The 16,190-nt window shown below is 66.6% G+C and carries 14 protein-coding genes; 4 read left to right on the top strand and 10 right to left on the bottom strand.

Annotation, left to right across the window (positions count from 1 at the left end; translation table 11 throughout):
* Positions 1–2: 2 nt before the first annotated feature.
* The gene (locus HZF05_RS00175) at positions 3–338 is read right to left on the bottom strand and encodes an antibiotic biosynthesis monooxygenase family protein (RefSeq protein ID WP_160364621.1); all 336 of its coding nucleotides are present in this window, start codon (positions 336–338) and stop codon (positions 3–5) included.
* A 188-nt stretch (positions 339–526) separates the two neighbouring features.
* Here HZF05_RS00175 and HZF05_RS00170 point away from each other — a divergent pair, with 188 nt between their 5' ends.
* Positions 527–1,138 carry a class I SAM-dependent methyltransferase gene (locus tag HZF05_RS00170; RefSeq protein ID WP_160364620.1) on the top strand — a complete coding sequence of 204 codons (612 nt, stop codon included), beginning with the start codon at positions 527–529 and terminating at the stop codon, positions 1,136–1,138.
* A 3-nt stretch (positions 1,139–1,141) separates the two neighbouring features.
* On the opposite strand, the gene HZF05_RS00165 is transcribed toward HZF05_RS00170, so the two are convergent.
* The gene (locus HZF05_RS00165) at positions 1,142–2,326 is read right to left on the bottom strand and encodes a phospholipase D-like domain-containing protein (RefSeq protein ID WP_160364619.1); all 1,185 of its coding nucleotides are present in this window, start codon (positions 2,324–2,326) and stop codon (positions 1,142–1,144) included.
* 124 nt (positions 2,327–2,450) lie between these two features.
* Between HZF05_RS00165 and rpoZ the strand changes: the two genes are divergently transcribed.
* A complete protein-coding gene (gene rpoZ, locus HZF05_RS00160) occupies positions 2,451–2,792 on the top strand; it encodes a DNA-directed RNA polymerase subunit omega (protein ID WP_160364618.1) in 342 nt (113 codons plus the stop codon).
* A gap of 4 nt (positions 2,793–2,796) precedes the next feature.
* On the opposite strand, the gene HZF05_RS00155 is transcribed toward rpoZ, so the two are convergent.
* Positions 2,797–3,300 carry a winged helix-turn-helix transcriptional regulator gene (locus HZF05_RS00155; protein WP_160364617.1) on the bottom strand — a complete coding sequence of 168 codons (504 nt, stop codon included), beginning with the start codon at positions 3,298–3,300 and terminating at the stop codon, positions 2,797–2,799.
* 144 nt (positions 3,301–3,444) lie between these two features.
* Between HZF05_RS00155 and HZF05_RS00150 the strand changes: the two genes are divergently transcribed.
* Positions 3,445–5,568: a RelA/SpoT family protein gene (locus HZF05_RS00150; protein ID WP_160364616.1), complete on the top strand. Its 2,124-nt coding sequence runs from the start codon at positions 3,445–3,447 to the stop codon at positions 5,566–5,568.
* On the opposite strand, the gene HZF05_RS00145 is transcribed toward HZF05_RS00150, so the two are convergent.
* From HZF05_RS00145 to HZF05_RS00115, 7 genes are all read right to left on the bottom strand, one after another.
* On the bottom strand, positions 5,565–5,876 hold the full coding sequence (locus HZF05_RS00145; RefSeq protein ID WP_160364615.1) for a DUF952 domain-containing protein: 312 nt from the start codon (positions 5,874–5,876) through the stop codon (positions 5,565–5,567). The two genes, HZF05_RS00150 and HZF05_RS00145, sit on opposite strands and share 4 nt — an antisense overlap.
* Entirely contained in the window at positions 5,873–6,838 is a 966-nt protein-coding gene (locus HZF05_RS00140; protein ID WP_160364614.1) for a cation diffusion facilitator family transporter, read from the bottom strand. Before HZF05_RS00140 ends, HZF05_RS00145 begins: the two co-directional genes overlap by 4 nt.
* A gap of 59 nt (positions 6,839–6,897) precedes the next feature.
* Positions 6,898–8,727, bottom strand: a complete 1,830-nt coding sequence (gene edd, locus HZF05_RS00135) for a phosphogluconate dehydratase (RefSeq protein ID WP_160364613.1) — start codon at positions 8,725–8,727, stop codon at positions 6,898–6,900.
* Entirely contained in the window at positions 8,724–9,422 is a 699-nt protein-coding gene (pgl, locus tag HZF05_RS00130) for a 6-phosphogluconolactonase (RefSeq protein ID WP_160364612.1), read from the bottom strand. The genes edd and pgl overlap by 4 nt, the downstream gene beginning before the upstream one ends.
* On the bottom strand, positions 9,415–10,908 hold the full coding sequence (gene zwf, locus HZF05_RS00125) for a glucose-6-phosphate dehydrogenase (RefSeq protein ID WP_160364611.1): 1,494 nt from the start codon (positions 10,906–10,908) through the stop codon (positions 9,415–9,417). Before zwf ends, pgl begins: the two co-directional genes overlap by 8 nt.
* Before the next feature lie 104 nt (positions 10,909–11,012).
* Complete coding sequence (locus tag HZF05_RS00120; protein ID WP_160364610.1) at positions 11,013–12,731, bottom strand: M20/M25/M40 family metallo-hydrolase; 1,719 nt, start codon at positions 12,729–12,731, stop codon at positions 11,013–11,015.
* A complete protein-coding gene (locus HZF05_RS00115; protein WP_160364609.1) occupies positions 12,667–14,184 on the bottom strand; it encodes a S10 family peptidase in 1,518 nt (505 codons plus the stop codon). The genes HZF05_RS00120 and HZF05_RS00115 overlap by 65 nt, the downstream gene beginning before the upstream one ends.
* Before the next feature lie 166 nt (positions 14,185–14,350).
* On the opposite strand from HZF05_RS00115, the gene HZF05_RS00110 reads away from it, so the two are divergent.
* Positions 14,351–16,135 (top strand): autotransporter domain-containing protein, encoded by a 1,785-nt coding sequence (locus tag HZF05_RS00110; RefSeq protein WP_160364608.1) that lies wholly within the window; start codon positions 14,351–14,353, stop codon positions 16,133–16,135.
* The last annotated feature ends 55 nt before the right edge of the window (positions 16,136–16,190 follow it).

Here is a 16,190-nt window from a genome sequence, read left to right as displayed (position 1 = left end):
CGTCAGTCGTCGCCGGTCGGCCGCGTCCAGCCATAGGCGCGGTCGACCGTCGCGACGATCACGCGATACCAGTCGTACCAGACCGCCCGGCCGGAGTCGCGGATACGCGCGTGGTCGGGATCGTCGCGCCAAGAAAGCGCCGCCGCCTCGTCCCGCCACCAGCTGATCGTAATGCCGACGCCGTCCCCGTCACGCGTAGAATCGATGCCGAGATAGCCGTCCATCCGCGAGGCGGCGAGTTCCATCGCCGCCGCCGCTTCCCCGTAGCCTTCCGGATCGGCAGCGCTTCGCCCCGACAGGAAGATCACCGCAATCGCGCCGGGAGGAGGGCTGAACATGCCAGGCGGGATAGACCGGCCCGCGCCCGCGATGAAGCGGAAATTCCGCCGATACCGTCACTTGCCGGACACGGCTCTGAAACCGCATAGTCGCTTCTTCGTCACGAAGGCTTGCCTTCAGGGCGCGGGCTTGCCAACGCTGCATGCGAGGGTGTTCGACGAGTGCCGGGCCCTGGGTTGGAGAGAACATGACCGGTTTTTCGGCGGAGCAGGCCGCGTATCGCAAGCGTAAGGGCATGCTCGGCCCCATGGCGATGTTCTTCCGGGGCTTCCTCAAGCATCCGGTGATGGTCGGCTCGATCATCCCGTCTTCCAGGGCAACGATCGACCGGATGCTGGCGCCCGTCGATTGGGCGAGCACCAATCTGATCGTCGAATATGGCCCGGGCGTGGGTACCTTCACACGCCCGATCCTCGAGCGCCTGGCGCCCGACGCGACGCTGGTGGCGATCGATACCAACCCTGATTTCTGCGACTATCTGAAGCGGTCGATCCCGGATTCGCGACTCCAGATCGTCAACGGCTCTGCTGCGGACGTGAACGATATCCTGGGCCAGCTCGGCTTCGGGAAAGCCGATTACGCGATTTCCGGCCTGCCTTTCACGACCCTGCCTGCCGGCGTTGGGCCGGCCATCGCCAAAGCGACGGCCGAGGCGCTCAGGCCTGGCGGCACCTTCATGGTCTATCAGTTCCGCCCGAAGGTCCGCTCGATCGTCGAGCCATTCTTTGCCCGTGTCGATCAGGAATTCGAGTTCTGGAACGTGCCGCCTGCCCAGCTCTGGTGGTTCCACAAGGACTGACCGTCAGGTAATTTCGGCGCCGGGATTGCGGAAGTTCAGGCGGCGCGTGACGGTATAGTCCAACACCGCCACCAGGAAGTAGGCGAGCTTCCATTTGGCGCGCATCCACCAGCCTGCCCGCTCCCGAAGCAACTCCAGGCTCGCCTCGCGAGACTGGTCCGTCTCGTCCTCGAAATGGCGATGCAGCCGATCGGCGAGCGCCCTGTCCTCGATCCGCAGCATGATCTCACAGTTGATGTAGAGGCTGCGCATGTCGAAGTTGGACGAGCCGATATAGCTCACGTCGTCCGCGACGAAGAGCTTGGTGTGCAGCTTTTGCGGCTGATATTCCCAGATCTGCGCGCTGCGCCGGAGCAGGCGCACGTAGCAGTTGCGCGCCGCTGCGATCGTCATCGTATTGTCCGAATGCGCCGCCGAGATGATCCGCAGCGTACCGCGCTGCGCCAGCCGGCCAATGCGGCGCAGCGTACCGGGGTTCGGTGCGAAATAGGCAGCGATGATATCGAGCCGGCGACTCTTGCCGATGTCGCTTTTCAATGCACGCGTCCAGGGCGAAAGCCGCTGGGTCGGCCCGCCGAACAGCCAGCGTAGCTGCCCGCGTTTCTGGCTGTAGCGCCTCAGGCCACGAGTCAGGTCTCGCATCTTCGCCTTAGGTTCGTGCGCCCAGCCGAAGACCATGTCGAAATAGCCTTCAAGATGCCCGGCCGCCGGCCCTTCCACCAGCATGCCGAGATCGCGCCAGTCCGTCGGTGCCGGTCCGAAATAACCGGAGGCCACGTTGAAGCCGCCGATCAATGCCTTGCCGCCATCGGCCAGCGCGATCTTCTGATGGTTGCGCAGCAGATAGCGGCGGCCCTTGCGCGGCAGGAATCGGCAAACCGACCCGCCCGCATCCCGCAGCGGCTCGAAAAAGCCGTCCGCCGTGCGCTCGCTGCCGAAGCCATCCACCAGCAGCGACACCTTCACGCCGCGGCCACGCGCCGCCACCAGCGCATCACGAACCTGTACACCCACCGGATTGTCCCAGAAGATGTAGTAGAGCAGGCGCAGCTCGGCCTGCGCCTCGCCGATCAGGTCCAGCAGCGCCTTCAGGCGGATCTCGCGGTCGATCAGCAGGTGCAGGCGATTGCCGTCGACCTCGAACAGATCATTCGCGTCCGCTTTGCTCTTCGCCGCTTCGGTGGCCATGCCCTCAGATGCGCCACCTCGGTATATGGTTGCAAGCCGGCGTGCTTTCATTGACAAAATGGCAGCCTATCGCTACCTGCCCGCCTTCATCTCACATTCCGTCCCAGCTATTTACGGAGCCCATATGGCGCGCGTCACCGTCGAGGATTGCGTCGACAAGGTCCCCAACCGTTTCGATCTGGTGCTGCTCGCCGCGCACCGTGCCCGCCAGATTTCGGGCGGCGCCGAGCTGACCATCGATCGCGATCGGGACAAGAATCCGGTCGTCGCGCTGCGCGAGATCGCGGACGAGACGGTCACGCCGAACCATCTGTCCGATTCGGCGATCTCGAATCTGCAGCGCGTGCAGATCGACGAGGACGACGCGATCGACGAGATGGGCTCGCTCGCCCAGTCGGCCGAGGCGCTGCGCCTCACCGCCGCAGCCCCGGCGCGCAACCAGAATGTCGGGCCGGATTACGAGTGAGTGATCAGCCGGCCGCGGCGACGCGGCCGGTTCCCGATGGCGAGACCTCCGCCTCGTCCTGCTCCAGCACCACCCATTTGACGTCGTGCAGGCCGAGCCTGCGACCGTCGGCGGCAAGCACGCCGACCTCCTGAACGGGCAAGCCGTCGCGCTTGTCCACAAGCCGCGTGTTGGCCGGCTGACAGGCCGTCCAGCGCGCGCCCCACTGGCGCAGCGATACCAGCACCGGCATCAGAGCCTCGCCCTTCTCGGTCAGGCGATATTCCACCTTGCGCTTGTCGTCGGTGCAGGGGCAGCGCTCCATCATCCCGTGCGCCACCAGCCGCGAGAGCCGGTTGGCGAGGATGTTGCGCGCGATACCAAGCGTCGACTGGAACTGCTCGAAATGGCCCAGGCCGTTGAAGGCCCCGCGCAGGATCATGAAGGACCATCGCTCGCCCACCACCTCCAGCGCCGCGGTCAGGCTGCAACCGGTCACGATCCGGCGAATGACGTCACTGTCCTCCAAAGTCCCTCTCCTCCGTACCTATAGATAGGGCGAGTCGGGTAAAAACCCAAATGCCGTCGCGCGGGTGCCACTGGCGCGAAGAAAAAGCGCGCGGCGCCGCGCTTTGCCTTGCCTTGCACCCCGCAAAACCCACATCATGCCGTGGTGCTGAGACAGTATGAACTTGTCGAGCGGGTGCGCCGCTACGATCCCGAGGCGGACGAGGAGCTGATCAACCGCGCCTACGTCTTCTCGATGCAGGCGCATGGCAGCCAGAAGCGGGCCTCAGGCGATCCCTATTACAGCCACCCGATCGAGGTGGCGGGTATCCTGACCGATCTCCGGCTCGACGACGAGACGATCGCCACCGCCATCCTCCACGACACGATCGAGGACACGGTGGCGACGCCCGAGCAGATCGAGAAACTGTTCGGCCCGAACGTCGCGCGCATGGTCGACGGCGTCACCAAGCTCTCCAAGATCGAGGCGCAGTCCGAGAACGAGCGCGCCGCCGAGAATCTGCGCAAGTTCCTGCTGGCGATGTCCGACGACATCCGCGTGCTGCTGGTGAAGCTGGCCGATCGCCTGCACAACATGCGCACGCTCCATTACATCCCGAGCGAGGCCAAGCGCCGCCGCATCGCCAAGGAGACGATGGACATCTACGCGCCGCTGGCCGAGCGCGTGGGCATGTACGAGTTCATGAAGGAGATGCAGACGCTCGCCTTCCAGCAGCTCGAACCCGAAGCGTACGAATCGATCACCAAGCGGCTGGAGCAGCTGAAGGAAGGCGGCGGGGACCGGATCGCCCGCATCGCCTCCGGTTTGACGTTGCTGCTCGGCCGCCACGGCATCCAGGCCGAGGTGACGGGGCGCGAGAAGCATCCCTATTCGATCTGGCGCAAGATGACCGAGCGCCACATCAGCTTCGAGCAGCTTTCCGACGTCATGGCCTTCCGCGTCGTCGTCGCGGATACCGAGCAATGCTATCGCGCGCTGGGCCTCGTCCACGAGCGCTGGCCGATGGTGCCCGGCCGCTTCAAGGACTATATCTCGACGCCCAAGCGCAACGGCTACCGTTCGCTGCACACCAGCGTGATCCACAACGAGAAGGTGCGGATCGAAATCCAGATCCGGTCCGAGGCGATGCACGCGCAGGCCGAATACGGCTATGCCGCGCACTGGGCCTACAAGCAGGGTACCGCCGCCGACGTGGGCGGCACCAAGGTCAGCTGGATCCGCGACCTCGTCGAGATCCTCGACCATGCCGACAGCCCCGAGGAGCTGCTCGAGCACACCCGCATGGCGATGTACCAGGATCGCATCTTCGCCTTCACCCCGAACGGCGAGCTGATCCAGCTGCCGAAGGGATCGACGCCGATCGACTTCGCCTACGCCGTCCACACCGATCTCGGCAACCAGGCGGTGGGCGCCAAGGTCAACGGACGGCTGGTGCCGCTGCGCACGCCGATCCAGAACGGCGACCAGGTCCAGATCCTGAAATCCGCCGCGCAGAAGCCGCAGCCGGAGTGGATGAACTTCGTCGTCACGGGCAAGGCCAAGGCGACGCTTCGCCGCTTCGTCCGCCAGAAGGAGCGCGTCGAGCTGATCGCGCTCGGCCGCAAATTCTACGACGAGATCGTCTCCCGCCTGCCCGCGCCGCTCAAGCCCGATGCGCTGGCCGAGGCGGTGAAGCGGCTCCATCTCGGCGACGAGAATGCGCTGATGGAGGCGATCGCGCGCCGCACCATCGACGATGCGGCGGTGGCAGAGGCCCTGATGCCCGGTGCCGAGGCCGGATCACGCCCGGTGCCCCGACGCGACAAGGTTTCGATCAAGGGCCTGACGCCGGGCGTCGCCTTCCGTCTCGCCGATTGCTGCCATCCCGTGCCGGGCGATCGCATCGTCGGGCTCCGCCGACCGGATGCTCCGGCGGAGGTGCACGCCATCGACTGCCCGACCTTGGCCGCTGGACCCGAGGATGCCGATTGGGTCGATCTCGCCTGGGGTGACCAGTCCGACGGCGGCACCGCGCGGCTAGCCGTGATCATCCGCAACGAGCCGGGATCGCTCGCGACGATGGCGGGAATCCTCGGCCAGCATGCCGCGAACATCCTCAATCTGTCGCTGGTCCACCGCGATTCGAGCTTCCATACCTTCCATGTCGATCTGGAGGTGCACGATCTGGCTCACCTGATGCGGATTCTTGCGGCGCTCCGCGCGGCCGATGCGGTGAGCCAGGCGGAACGGATCCGGATCGGTGAAGAGGAGAGATGGGAGGCGGCTTAATCCGCGTCGGGGATCACTCGGGCATCCATGACTGCGTTCAGCGGGATCGTGCCGTAGACATGCGGAAAGAGCTGGCCGCCACGCGACGGCTCCCACACCACCGCATCGCCCAGTTGATCGAGATCGACCTCGGCCAGCACCAGATCGTGCAGCCCCTCGAAATGCTTGGCGTGCGTCTCCGCCACTTGCTCGGCGGCGGAGAGGTGGATGTAACCGTCCTCGATGTCGATCGGCGCGCCAGCGAACTCGCCGCGATCCTGCCATGCCGCCCACTGGCCCGCCGTCAGGATCTTGTACGCCTTGGTCATGGATGCAGATGCCCCGTCTCGCAGCACGGCCCTTGCTCGAGCTGGAGAGTCACATGGCGAACCGAGAAGCGCTCGTCCAGCATCCGGATCAAAGCCACCCGCACGCCTTCCGGTTCCGCATTTTCGACCAGCTCGACGTGCGCGGTGAGCGATGCGTCGTCTCCAGCCAGCGACCAGAGATGAAGATCGTGCACGCCGCCGACGCCCTCGTGCTCCGCCAATGCCTCGCGCACCTCATTGAGCGACAGACGTGCGGGAACGCCTTCGAGCAGGATCTGCGTGGTGTCGCGCAGCAGCGACCAAGTGCGTGGCAGCACCCATAGCGCGATGCCGATGCCAATCAGTGGATCGAGCCATTGCTGTTTGGTCAGATAGATTAAGCCGGCGCCGACGATCACCGCCAGCGCGCCGAGCGCATCGGCCATCACCTCCAGATAGGCGCCCTTCACCGCCATCGAGTGGCCGCGCCCGCCCGACAGCACCGCCATCGCGGCGATGTTGGCGACCAGCGCGAGGCCCGCCACCGCCATCATGCCGAACGAGGCGACCGGCACCGGATCGAAGAAGCGGCGCACGCCCTCCACCAGCACGAAGCCGCCGACGACGAACAGAAGCACCGCGTTGAAGGCGGCGGCGAGGATCTCGAAGCGGCGGTATCCGAACGAACGCTTGTCGTCGGCCGGGCGCTTGGCGATGGCGAGCGCCGCCAGCGCGATGGCGAGCCCGGCGGCATCGGTGAACATGTGCGCCGCGTCGGACAGCAACGCGAGGCTGCCGAAATACCAGGCGCCGAAGAGCTCGGCACCCAGCACCGACAGGTTAAGCGCGAGCGCGATGGCGATGCGGTTGGCGCTGGCACCAGCGGCGTGATCATGGTGGCCACCCGGGCCATGGTGATGGTGGCCGTGGTCATGACCGTGATGGTCGTGGCCATGATCGTGGTCGTGCGCATGAGCGTTCATGTTCAGCCCCTTAGCGCAAAAGCCCCGCAAAGGGCATTACAAGCCCTCCACCTCCCGCATCAGACGATCGCATCCATTGCGGCCAGCATCGCCGATCCGCCTTTCTCCGCATCGTCCGCGCCGCTGCGCATGAAAGCGAACAGCTCGCGGCCGGTGCCGATCGCGGGCGGGGGGGCATCCGCGATCTGGCGCGCCTCCCATTCGTCGAAATCGACGAGAGCCTCCAGCGATCCTTCCTCAGCGGAGAGGCGCACCATGTCGCCGTCGCGCAGCTTGCCGAGCGGGCCGCCGCCCAACACTTCGGGCGAGACGTGGATCGCCGCCGGCACCTTGCCCGATGCGCCGGACATGCGCCCGTCGGTGACGAGCGCCACCTTGAAGCCCTTGTCCTGCAGCACGCCCAAGGGCGGGGTGAGCTTGTGCAGTTCCGGCATGCCGTTGGCGCGCGGGCCCTGGAAGCGGACGACGACGATCACGTCGCGATCCAGCTCGCCGGCCTTGAAGGCGTCGAGCACCTGCGACTGATCGGAGAAGACGCGCGCCGGTGCCTCGATCGTCCAGCGCGCCGGATCGACCGCGCTCGTCTTGATGATGGCGCGGCCGAGATTGCCCTTCACCAGCCGCATGCCGCCATCCGCCTGGAAGGGATCGGACGCCGGGCGCACCATGTTGGCATCGAGCGGCTCGGCGGGCGCCGGCTCCCACACCAGATCCTCGCCGTCGAGGCGAGGATCGGCGGTGTAGTCGGCGAAACCGCCCTTTGCGATCGTCAGGATGTCGCCGTGGAGCAGGCCATGCTCCAGCAAGGTCCTGGTGATGAAGGCGAGGCCGCCGGCCGCCTGGAAATGGTTCACGTCGCCCGAACCGTTGGGATAGACGCGCGCCAGCAGCGGCACGGTGGAGGAGAGGCGGTCGATATCCTCCCAGTCGATCACGATCCCCGCCGCGCGCGCGATGGCGGGCAGGTGGATTGCGTGGTTGGTCGATCCGCCGGTGGCGAGCAGGCCGATCGCGGCATTCACCACCGCCTTCTCGTCCACCACTCGGCCGAGCGGACGATAATCGTCGCCATCCCAGCCGATTTCCGCGACGCGGTGGACGGCGGCGCGGGTCAGCGCCTGCCGCAGCTTGGTGCCCGGATTGACGAAGGCGGACTGCGGCACGTGCAGCCCCATCATCTCCATCATCATCTGGTTGGAGTTGGCGGTGCCGTAGAAGGTGCAGGTGCCGGCGCCGTGATAGGAGGCGCTTTCGCTCTCCAGCAGCTCGTCGCGCGAGCATTTACCCTCGGCATAGAGCTGGCGGATGCGCTGCTTCTCCTTGTTGGCGAGGCCCGACGGCATCGGCCCGGCGGGGATCAGCAGCATCGGAATATGGCCGAAGCGCAGCGCACCGATCAGCAGGCCCGGCACGATCTTGTCGCAGATGCCGAGCATCGCCGCGCCCTCGAACATGCCGTGGCTGAGGCCGATCGCGGTGGAGAGCGCGATCGTGTCGCGGCTGAACAGGGAGAGCTCCATGCCGGCATAGCCCTGCGTCACGCCGTCGCACATCGCCGGCACTCCGCCCGCCACCTGCGCGGTGGCGCCCACTTCGCGCGCCCAGAGCTTCATCTGCTCGGGGTAGCGATAGTAAGGCTGATGGGCCGAGAGCATGTCGTTATAGGCGGTGACGATGCCGATGTTCATCGCCGCCCCGCCCCGGATCGCCGCCTTGTCCTCCCCCGCCGCCGCGAAGCCGTGCGCGAGGTTCGCGCAGCCCAGCCGCGAGCGATCGACGCCGGCGTCGCGCTGCCGCTCGATCAGATCGAGATAGCGCGCGCGCGTCGGCTTCGAGCGCTCGACGATGCGCTGGGTGACGGCATGGACGGCGGGGTGGAGGGTGGTCATTTTGCTCGCCAGTGGATGTCGATCGACTGCTCGGCGTCGGCCAGCACGCGGCCGATCGGCCATTGCGACTTGTCGCCCTGCTCCAGCGCCTCTTCGAGCACGCGCTTCTTCTCGTCGCCGTCGATGGTGATGAGGATCGAGCGCGCGGACAGGATCGCCGAGCGGGTGAGCGTCACGCGCGCCACCGGCGCTTCCGGCGGCAGCGGATCGGGGATGAGGCCGATCGCGCGCTTCTTGGACGACAATGCCTCGTCATAATCCGGGCCGTGGAAGATCGAGGCGGTGTGGCCGTTGGTGCCCATGCCCAGCCACACGATATCCGGCGGCCAGTGCAGATCGGCGAGCCGCGCGTCGGCCGCCTCACCCGCCTGCTTGACGCCCAACTTGCCCGCGGTGAGCGGCACGACGCGCGCGCCCAGCGGCATGAAGTTGCGCGCGAGCAGGTTGGCGTTGCTCAGCGGATCGGTGACGTCGACCAGCCGGTCGTCGCCCGGCACGATCGTCACCTTCTTCCACGGGAATTTCTGCGCCTTGAGCCGCTCGAACACAGGGATCGGCGACTTGCCGCCCGGCAGCACCAGCAGGCACTCGTTGCGCGCGTCGATCGCGCTTTCGATGATGAAGCCGATATCGCCGGCCAGCTGCTCGGCCAGCTCCTCGGCATCCTCATAATCCCACCATTCGGCCTCAATCATTCCAGTGCACTCCATCGCGTTCCGTCAGCGCAATCGCGGCGGACGGCCCCCAGGTTCCCGCAGAATAGGGCCGGGGTGTGACATTGGCGGCTTCCCAGCCGTCTCGGATCGCGTCGATCCATTCCCATTGCGCCTCCACCTCGTCGCGGCGGACGAACAGAGTGGGATCGCCCTCGATCAGATCGAGCAGCAGCCGCTCATAGGCGATGCGGCGGCGGAAGCCGGCGAAGGCGGTGGTGAGCGAGAGATCGAGCGGGACTTCTCTCAGGCGAATCCCGTCGCGATCGAGGCCCGGCTCCTTGGCCATCGTCATCAGCCGGATATTCTCCTCCGGCTGGAGGCGGATGATCAGGCGGTTCGACTGCAGCACCGCGCCGCGCCCGGCGAAGATCGAATGCGGCACCTCGCGGAACTGGATCACGATCTCGCTATGGCGATTCGGCAGCCGCTTGCCGGTGCGCAGGTAGAAGGGCACGCCATGCCAGCGCCAATTGTCGACATGCGCCTTCACCGCGACGAAGGTCTCGGTGTTCGACGGTTGCTTCAGCTCGTCGATATAGCCCGGCACCGCCTTTCCGCCGACCGCACCGTCCGTATATTGGCCGCGCACCGTTTCATGGGCGGCAGTCGCGCGATCGATCCGGCGAAGCGAGCGGAGCACCTTCACCTTCTCGTCGCGCACCGATCGCGGGCCGAAGCGGGCAGGGGGCTCCATCGCCACCAGCGCGAGCAGCTGGAGCATGTGGTTCTGCACCATGTCGCGCAGCGCGCCGACGCCGTCATAGTAGGAGACGCGGCCTTCCAACCCGACCGTCTCCGAGACGGTGATCTGGACATGCTCGATATTCTCGGCATTCCACAGTGGCTCGAACATCCGGTTGCCGAAGCGCAGCGCGAGCAGGTTCTGCACCGTCTCCTTGCCGAGATAGTGATCGATCCGGAAGGTCTGGCCCTCGGCATAAGCCGCCGCCACCGCATCGTTGATCACCGCCGAGGAGGCGAGATCGTGGCCGAGCGGCTTTTCGAGGCCGATGCGGCAGTTCGGGCCGTCGAGCCCGGCGCTCTGCAGGCCGGCGATGGTCGATCCGAACAGCGACGGCGCGGTGGAAAGATAGATAGCGGTATGCTGGTTGGGATCGCCGCCCATCATCGCGTTCAGCGCCGAGAAGCTTTCGGGCTTCGACGCATCGAGCGGCACATAGTGCAGGCGATCGAGGAAGGACGGGATCGCGTCCGGCACCCGCGCCTCTGGCGAGAGGAACTTGTCCAGCGCCTCGGCCGCAGCGGCGCGGAAGGTCTCGTCGTTGAGCTCGGACCGGGCGGTGCCGATGATCCGGAGGTCCGGCCCGATCAGCTTCTCGGCATGAAGCGAGAAGAGCGAGGGCAGCAGCATGCGCTGCGACAAATCCCCGGTCGCGCCGAAGAGCAGCAGGCGTTGCGCCGGAAGTACGGCAGTGGACGGGGTACGGGCGAAAGCGTCGGTCATTCGGGCTCCCTCGACGCGGCTTCTGGCGGGCGCGGCTCCCCTTTGGCGCAAGCGCGACCAAAAGGCCAGATGTCCAGCGCTGTCTTTCGCTCAGGGGTGTGAAGTCAGGGTTTGCGCTGATCCGCCGTCTTGGCGCGGACGCCCGCAAACTCGGACCCGGAATTCCACGTCGGCCATTCGCGCGACCAGGCGAGTCGCTTGCCGAGATCATAGAACAGACTCACGTCCGCCGCTGCGCCCGTGAGGTCCCAGTCCGCCGACCAGGTGTCGCAGGTCTGGTGATAGCAATGCGCGGTGTAGTCGGTGACCCACTGGTCGCCGGCCGCGCGGCCGCCCTTCACCAGATCGGCGCCGCCGCCCGCCCCCATCAGCAGCAATGTCGGCACGCCACGCTTGGCGAGCGAGAAATGATCGGCGCGGTAGAAGAGACCGCGTTCGGGCTTGCTGTCCGGCGTGATCGTGCGGCCCTGAATCGCGGCGACCGTCGCGAGGTCCTTTTCCAGGCTGTCCTGCCCGGCACCGATCAGCACCACGTCCTTCGCCGCGCCGGCGGTCTGGAGGATGTCGATGGTCAGCACGCCCACCGTCTTCGCCACCGGGAAGACCGGGTTCTGCGCATAATATTCGGAGCCGAGCAGACCGCGCTCCTCCGCCGTCCAGAAGCCGAACGCGATCGTCCGCTGCGGAGGCGGTCCGGCCTTGTACGCCTTGGCAAGCGCGAGCAGGCCGGCGACGCCGAGGCCGTCGTCATTGGCGCCGGGGCGGATCGTGCGGCCCTGCGCGTCGGGCGCGCCGACGCCATAGGCATCCCAATGCGCGCCGAACATCACCGTTTCGTCGGGGTGCGCGGTGCCGGGGATCGCGGCGAGCACATTGTGGCTCTCGATCTTCTCGGATTTCACCGGCATGTCGGCGAAGAATCGGGCGCCGGTGATTTCGACTGGATGGAAATCCGCTTGCCGTGCCTTTTTCTTGAGCGTTTCAAAATCGAGGCCAGCCGCCTTGAACAGCTTGTCCGCGAAAGGACGGCTGATCCAACTCTGCAGCGCAACCGGCTGCGGCTGCCCCGCTGCGACCGGGAGCGCATAAGTGCCGCCGACGGTGTTGGCCGCGACGTTCCAGCCATAGCCGGCCGGTCCATCCTCATGCACGATCAGCGCCGCGATGGCGCCGCGCCGCGCCGCTTCCTCGTACTTGTAGGTCCAGCGGCCATAATAGGTCATCGCCTTGCCGCCGAACTTGCCATAGGCGCCGTCGCCCGGCTGGGCCTCGTAGTCCGGATCGTTGACGAGGAAGACAGCGACCTTGCCGTGCAGGTCGACGCCCTTGAAGTCGTCCCAGCCGCGTTCCGGCGCCGACGCACCGTAGCCGACGAAGACCATCGGCGCGTCCTTTATCGTGACCTCATCCGTCGCGCGCGTTGTGCTCGGGGCGATATCCTCGCCGACAACGGGCGAGAGAAAGGAGTCGCCCCACCAGATTTTTAGCTCCTTGGGCGCGCCCGCGACATTGTGGATCATCGGCACCAGCTGGGTCCACTGCCCGCCCGACCCCGCAGGCTTCAACCCCATCGCCTTCAGCCGACCGACCAAATAGTCGATCGTCTTCGTCTCTCCCGGCGTGCCCGGTGCGCGGCCCTGATAGGGCTCCGAGGCAATCTCCTTCACCGTCGCGGACAGCTCGGCCGGGGTCACCGGCGCGGGCGCTGCCGCGACGAGGAGGGGGAGGGCGGCGGCGGCGAGCAGCGCGGCCCTCACCTCACATCGCCCCGTAGGACGCCATGATGTCGTGGCGCAGCGCCGCCCCACTGTCCGGCCGCGCATAGAACATGTGGCCGCCCGGATACATGTGGAGTTGCACCCGGTTCGCGCTGCCATAGCTCGGCATCTGGTCGACGATCAGGCGCGAGGCGAAGAAGGGGCAGGAGAGATCGTCCCAGCCGTGGACGATGTTGACCGCCATCTTGGGATCGATCGCGATCGCGCGGCGCAGATCCCGGACCGGCGCGTCATTGTTCACCGAATCGCGATCCCACGCCTCGCCGACCGCATCGGACAGCGCTTCGTAATGGCCGTCCACCTTCCAGCCGACCTGATTGACCACGAAGTCCGACATCGCCGAGGTTGTGGGCGCCAGCAGGGCCTCGAGCAGCGGATCGTGGAAGCCGCGCGGATTGTTGTCCGCCGGGAAGGGATCGTAGGCGGTCACATTCGAATCATAGACCGATCCGATCAGCCCCTGCGACTTGCGGATCTCGCGCAGATACGTGCCAATGTCGACGCGCCCGTCCATGCGGCGGACCAGCGCCGGATCGAGGCCAGTCAGCTCGGCGACCTTGGCCGAGAGGCGATCGGTCGCCTCCTTGTTGCGGACGCCGGCAAGATAGTCGGTCACGAACTGGGTGCGGTCATACTGCTCGACCGGCGCCAGCGCCGCTTCGGTGAGCGGCTGGCCGTCGCGCTCGATCTTCCCCGCCGCCATCGACGGCAGGTTGATCATCCACGGCAGCGGCGAGAGAGAATCGTCGTCGCCCGTCGCCGGCGGATCGAGATAGGGCGAGACCATCGTGATGCCGGAGAGGCCGACACCCAGCGTCGTCTGCAGATAGTAAGCGAGGCGCGGCACGCGGTAGCCGCCATAGCTTTCGCCGACGAGATATTTGCGGCTGGTCATCCGGCCGTTCTGCTGCAGCCAGTCATAGACGACGCGGCTGAGATAATGGATGTCCTCGTCCGCCTTGAAGAACAGTTTCTTGCTCTGGTCTGCATCGACGCGGCTGCGCGAGAAGCCGGTGCCGATCGGATCAATGAAGACGAGATCGGTGAAATCGAGCCAGCTGTTGGCATTGTCGTGCAGCACGGCGAGATCGGAGGGCGCATCGCCGTTGCGGCCGAATTCCACCTTCTTCGGGCCGATCGCGCCGAGGTTCAGATAGACCGAGGCCGCGCCCGGCCCGCCGTTGAACGCGAAGGTCACCGGCCGGCCCGGGCCGCGACCCGGCACGGTGTAGGCGGTATAGACCACCTCGCCGGTCACCTTGCCCTTTTCGTCTTTCACCGGGATCGAGCCGACCGTCGCGACATAATCCACGCGCTTGCCGCCGATGATGGCGCTCTGCTTCAGCGATTTGGGAGCGGGGAAGGGCGTGAGATCGCCGTCGGGCTTCGGCGCATCCTTGCTCGCCTCCTTGGCGTCGCCTCCCTTGTCGGCGGCGAAGGCGGGCGAGCCGAGCGCCATGAGCACGGAAACGCAGGAAACGAGCGGCAGGATACGCATGAAAGGAAACCCCTTGGCAGGCGGCGCGTTTCGCGCCTCGCGAAGGGGGTGTCTTAGATCACGCATACAGCGAGGCCGCAAGCGCATCGAGCACTTGTCACCCAAGCGAGAGATAGTTTACCAATAGGGAAAGGCGCGAAACAGCGCTCGATCAGAGGAGGTTGCTTTGCAGGGGATTTCGAAGGCGGCGCTGGCCGCGATGCTGGCATCGTGCGCGTTCGCCGCGCCGGCCATGGCCCGCGATTTCGACAAGGTCGTCGCGTTCGGCGATTCCTATGCCGACATCGGCAACGTCGCCGCGCTCGCGCCCGGCCTGTTCAACTTCACCGTCTATCCGACCGGACGTTTCTCGGGCGGCACCAACTTCGTCGACACGCTCGCTACCCATTACGGCGTGCCGGAAGCGAACTTTGCCTTCGGCGGCGCACAGGCGGGATCTGCCAACATCGCATCCCCGCTGCTGCCCGGCTTCGCGCAGGAGGTGCAGCTGTTCGAGACGACGGCGCCAGGCACCTTCTCGCCCGACGACCTGCTCGCCATGTCGGTGGGCGGCAACGATGCGCGCGCCTACCGGATCGGCGGCGGCACGCTCGCCGGCGTCGATGCCGCGACCACCCAGACGGCGACCGACGCGATCACCGGCGTGCGCCAGCTCGTCGGCAAGGGCGCCAAGCACATCGTCTGGATCGCGGGCGATGCCGGGCAACTGCCCGAGGCGCTCGGCCAGCCCTCGGCTGCGGTCGGCACCGCGTTCAGCGATGCCTACAACGCCAAGATGCAGGCGCTGCTCGCGCCGATCGCCAACAATGGCGTGCAGATCGCCTATGTCGACATCACCACGATCGGCAACGTCGTGCGCGCCGATCCCGGCCGCTTCGGCTTCATGGACGTGACGACCGCCTGCCCGCTCACCTGCATCGGCAATCCTGCGCTCCAGCAGCAATATTTCTTCTACGTCGACGGCGTCCACCTGACCTCGGCGGCGTTCGATCTCGTCGGCCGCTATGCGGTCAACCAGCTGGAAGCGCCCTACAGCTTCCGCGCCAACGGCGATCTGGTGAATCAGGCCGCGCAGGATTTCAGCCGAACGATCACCGGCCGACTCGATCTGGCGAGGGGGAGCAAGGGGCCGGACGGGCTCTCCGTCTATCTGCAGGGCACCGGCAACCGCAGTCATTACGACTTCGACGCCACGTCCGACGGTTATCGCACCCGCTCGTGGGGCGCGGCCGGCGGCGTCGAGTGGAAGCAGGCGGGGCTGACCGCGGGCGGCATCTTCAGCTGGACCAAGTCGCACGCCGACAGCAGCAGCGTCGCCGGCGACGACGCGCACGCCAAAAGCTATCAGGTCGGCGGCTATGCGGCCTACGACACCGGCAGCCTCTTCGCGCAGGTCTATGGCGGCTATGGCTGGCACCATCTCGACATCCACCGCACCGGCGTCGCCGATCCGCTGACCGCGCATCCGCACGCCACCAGCATCGTCGCGGGCGGTCGCGCGGGCTGGCTGGTGCCGACGGGGATGGGCCGGATCGGGCCGGTCGCCGGCATCGCCTGGGCGCATGCGAAGCTGGACGGCTATACCGAAGCTGGCGACGCAGCGGCGGCGCTGGTGGTCAACAGCCAGAAGGTCGACACGGTGGTGGGCTCGGCCGGCCTCGAATGGCGGCCCGATCTCGGCCCCGCCATCACGCCGTGGCTGCGCGCCACCGCCGAGAAGAGCGTCCATGGCGACAAGCGCGACCTGCTTTACGCGCCCGCCGACGCCGCCACCGTAATCAACCGCTTCGAGATCAGCAGCGCCTCGGACAAGGTGTATGGAGATGTGGCGGGCGGCATCTCGGCGCGGATCGGTAGCCGCGTCGCGCTCGAGGGCACGGTGCACACCACCTTCTCGCGTGCGGAAGGCAACGATTATGGCGGCTTCGCGGGCGTGAAATTCTCGCTTTGAAAGCAAGGCGCGGGAGGTAACGGCGCGGGCGATCGCCTACATGGGATGCAGACAG

The sequence above is a fragment of the Sphingomonas chungangi genome, from assembly GCF_013778325.1.
Taxonomy (GTDB): domain Bacteria; phylum Pseudomonadota; class Alphaproteobacteria; order Sphingomonadales; family Sphingomonadaceae; genus Solisphingomonas; species Solisphingomonas chungangi.
This window is presented reverse-complemented; position numbering and strand designations above follow the sequence as displayed.